Consider the following 3,577-nt stretch of genomic DNA (forward strand, 5'->3'; position numbering starts at 1 on the left):
AGATCTTGCGATAGCCACCGTTCTTCAGCTTGTCGACCGAGTCGATCAGCGCGTCGCCGCCACCGAGGCCGGTGCCGATCGCGACGCCCAGGCGGTCGTGGTCGACCTCCGGGCTGCCCGCGTTCAACGGCCGGTGTGCGACAGTCGGCGACCGTCGGTGCCTCGTGTTCCAGTGCGTACCAGGCGGTTTCACCGATGCCTCGACCGCAGGAACCGTGCCGCGAGGAACCCCTCGCGTCCTCGCGGGCACGGTTCGCCGCGATGTGGATCGGGGTGGTCAGCAGGGCGCGGCCGTCGATGGCGAGCAGTCCCAGCGGATCGCGCACACCGAGCGCCGCGAGCCGCTCGGATTCGGCGGCCAGCGCCATCGGCTCCACGAGCATGTGCCGCGACAGCAGCGTCGGCACGCCGTGGAAGGTACCCGCGCCGAACTGAGCGAAGGTGTGATGACGGCCGTCGGCGACGACGTTGTGCGCGGCCTGCGCACCGCCGTTGAACCGCACGACCGCCGCCACCCCGAGGTCGGCCTCGGGCGCGCACAGCCAGTCGACGGTGGCGCCCTTGCCCGCGTCGCCGAAGCCGAGATCGACGACGACGAGGTGCTCTCGATCGAACATGGCTGAGCTCCTTCGCTTCTCCGCTGTCACTTGCCGGGCGGCAGGGCGCGGATGCTCCTGACCGGCCGCGCGCCGAGCGCCCGGCCCACCGCGTCCGCTTCGTCGACGGAGCCGACATCGCGCAGATCGGCCAGGCCGGTGTCGACGTCGACCCGGTCCTCCCCCAGCCCGATGGTGAGCGCGATCAGTTCGCAGACCGCGCCGGGATCGTCGAGCTTCAGGAAGTTCTGGCCGAGCAGCCCGCCCCAGTGCTCGGCGATCTCCGGATCGCGGTAGTACGCCGACTGATTCGGCAGGATGTAATAGACGCGCCAGCGCTCGGCCAGCTCCCGGTAGATCGACTCGACGGACACATCGCGGCGCACGTGATCGCCGATGACCGATCTGATGTGACGGGCGGCCAGGCGCGGCTTGTTCAGCTCATCACCGATCACGAACAGATAGCCGCGTTTGCCCCGCTTCTCCCACGCGTCGGTCGCCACGTGCTGGGCCATGAAATAGGCGGCGAGCTCATAGCTTTCGGACTTCTGCCCGCCTCCGCCGCCCTCGAGCAGGATCGAGCGCAGCTGCTCGTCCATCCGGTTGTCCGATTCGAACTGCCCCACCTGCAACGGCACCCGGTCGGTGTCGGCGTCGCCGATCGCGCCGAACAGGACCTGCGGATCCTGCGCGTAACCCTTGCTCTTCAGCAGCCCGTGCAGCTTCCCGAGCTTGTCCTGCATGATCCGCGGCACCCGCCCCATCGATCCGGTGACGTCGAACAGCACCGCCACCGGCAACGAGTTCCCGTGCTCCGCCGAATCCCGGCACTCGCGCACACCCACCCCGAACGGATCGAGGGTCGGATGCGCACACCAGGTGTCATACGCCCGCTCCCGCATCCGCGCGGTGTACCCGAAGTCGTCCTCCCCCGCCCGCGCCCGAAACGTCTTCCCCGCCCGATACGCCCTGTCATCCCAATTCCCGTACCCCACCAGAACCACTCCCTCTCGTCGTCGTAGTTTTAGTCTATGCAACCAAAACAGCCACCGTCAAGAGCCCCCAACCGATTCACCCCTCACCGCCCACATCGGCTACCTTCTGGCGCATGCCGTCGGCCCCGCATGAAGTGGTGATCGATCTCTTTCAACAGCAACCGGCCCTCGTCGCCCCGCTGCTGACCGAATTAGGCTGCCGCCTACCGGAATACGAGTCCATCACGACCGTCCCCGGCGACGCGACGGTCCTGGCACCGACCGAATATCACGCCGACGCGGTGGTCGCGTTCCAACGCGGCAGTGAGCGAGTTCTGGCCGTTGTCGTCGAAACTGGCCGTGCTCTCCGCACTCGCCCACGCGAAGCATCCCGAACATCGCGAGGTCTGGAAAGCCCTGCTCGCGGCCCTCGGCGCCATGGGTGGCGACCGGGCCGCGCTGTACTATGACTTCATCCTGTCGACGCTGCCCGCCGCAGCGCGATCCGAGTGGGAGGCACTGATGGCCGCCGGGCTCCAAGGCTACGAATACCGCAGCGAGTTCGCCCGCAAGTACTTCGCCGAGGGTGAGGCCCGTGGCGAAGCGCGCGGGGAGGCCAAATCAGTGCTGACCGTGCTCGATGCCCGCGGCATCACCGTGCCCGCCGAGATTCGCGAGCAGATCCTGAGCTGCGACGACCTGGACCGACTCCAGAAGTGGCTCCGCAAGGCACTCGAGGTCAACCGGGCAGCCGACCTCCTGGGCTGACCTACTCGACGTCCCGGTCCGGCGGGTCGGGGAAGGGGGTCAAGTAGTCGCCGATGAGGGTTGCGCCCGGGCCGGGGCTGCCGCCGGGGCCGGGGTGCCAGGTGACGTCGGCGGCGGTGAGGGGTGCGGCGCAATGGCGACAGACGACGACGCCTTCCGTGCGGTGGCCGCAGTCGCGGTGGACCACGGTGACAGGTGGGCCGTCGGGGGTGGCGAGCCAGCGATCGCCCCAGGCCAGGAGCATGGCCAGGACAGGGTAGAGATCGCGACCGCGTTCGGTGAGGACGTACTCGGTCCGGGTCGGATTCTCCTGGTAGACACGGGTTTCCACGATCTCGTGCGCCCGCAGCGTGTGCAGCCGGTCGGCCAGGACGTTCGACGCGATCCCGAGATCCCGGCGCAGGTCCTCGAAGCGAGTGATGCCGACGAACAGGTCGCGCAGGATCAACGGGGTCCACCGCTCCCCCACGATGCCCACCGTGCGAGCGATCGAGCACCCGACATCCGCGAGTTCCACCTTGGCCATACCCGCCATCGTAGTCCATTGCTTTTTGCAAGTTAGCTGCCTACGGTCGTGGGGACCGGCTGCACTCGAGCGAGAGGACCCGATGCGCCCATGACCGAGGACCCCGAAGGCGAGCCCCTCGCCCGATTCCGGCGGGCCACCGTCGACAACGACATTCCCGCGCTGCTCGACACCCTGACCGAAGACGCCGAGCTCGTCTCACCGGTCTCGGGCCGCATGGTCTTCCGCGGCCACGCCGACCTCACCCCACTCCTGACGATCATCTACCGCGCGCTGCGCGACCTGCGCTGGACCGACACCGTCGGCACCGGCGACACGCGGGTCCTGGTGGGCGAGGCGAGGTTCGGGCCCTTCGCCCTGACGGAGGCGCTGGTACTCGAGCTCGCCCCGGACGGGCGTGTTCGACGGCTGCGTCCACACCTGCGTCCCCTGGCCGCGGTCCTCGCCTTCACCGTGTGGCTCGGCCCCGCCATGGCCAGGTACCCGGCGGTGATACGCCGGGCCGCCGGGTTCTAGGAATCCACCTCGACCACGCCCTCCGGGGTGAGCTCCAGGGTGCGGGTGATCCCGATGTCGTCGAGGAAGCGTTTTTAGTGGGGGGCCCCGATAAAACCGCCCGCGAAGCCCGCCCGCGCCGGGGGGGGGGGGGGGTGGGGGGGGAGGGGGAGGTTGTTTGTGGGGGGGGGCCGCATAAGCAGGCGCGGGGGGGGGTG

At 69.0% G+C, this 3,577-nt stretch carries 5 protein-coding genes; 2 read left to right on the forward strand and 3 right to left on the reverse strand.

The window, feature by feature from the left end; translation table 11 throughout:
• Nucleotides 1-617 (reverse strand): adenylosuccinate synthetase (locus tag QH270_RS14750; RefSeq protein ID WP_280342182.1); only part of this gene is annotated, 617 nt, incomplete at its 3' end.
• A 26-nt stretch (nt 618-643) separates the two neighbouring features.
• Nucleotides 644-1,591 (reverse strand): hypothetical protein, encoded by a 948-nt coding sequence (locus tag QH270_RS14755; protein ID WP_280342185.1) that lies wholly within the window; start codon nt 1,589-1,591, stop codon nt 644-646.
• Nucleotides 1,592-1,894: 303 nt separating this feature from the next.
• Between QH270_RS14755 and QH270_RS14760 the strand changes: the two genes are divergently transcribed.
• On the forward strand, nt 1,895-2,338 hold the full coding sequence (locus tag QH270_RS14760) for a hypothetical protein (RefSeq protein WP_280342188.1): 444 nt from the start codon (nt 1,895-1,897) through the stop codon (nt 2,336-2,338).
• 1 nt (nt 2,339) lies between these two features.
• Here QH270_RS14760 and QH270_RS14765 read toward each other — a convergent pair whose 3' ends face one another.
• Nucleotides 2,340-2,864, reverse strand: coding sequence for a winged helix-turn-helix transcriptional regulator (locus QH270_RS14765; RefSeq protein ID WP_280342191.1), 525 nt, complete (start codon nt 2,862-2,864; stop codon nt 2,340-2,342).
• A gap of 90 nt (nt 2,865-2,954) precedes the next feature.
• On the opposite strand from QH270_RS14765, the gene QH270_RS14770 reads away from it, so the two are divergent.
• The gene (locus QH270_RS14770) at nt 2,955-3,380 is read left to right on the forward strand and encodes a nuclear transport factor 2 family protein (RefSeq protein WP_280342193.1); all 426 of its coding nucleotides are present in this window, start codon (nt 2,955-2,957) and stop codon (nt 3,378-3,380) included.
• Nucleotides 3,381-3,577 lie beyond the last annotated feature (197 nt).

It is taken from the genome of Nocardia neocaledoniensis, from assembly GCF_029868625.1.
GTDB classification, from domain to species: Bacteria; Actinomycetota; Actinomycetes; order Mycobacteriales; family Mycobacteriaceae; genus Nocardia; species Nocardia neocaledoniensis_A.

Bases quoted from the DNA above. Each gene is read 5' to 3' on its own strand.
- QH270_RS14765 (WP_280342191.1), bottom strand. From the start codon at position 2,864: ATGGCCAAGGTGGAACTCGCGGATGTCGGGTGCTCGATCGCTCGCACG.
- QH270_RS14770 (WP_280342193.1), top strand. From the start codon at position 2,955: ATGACCGAGGACCCCGAAGGCGAGCCCCTCGCCCGATTCCGGCGGGCC.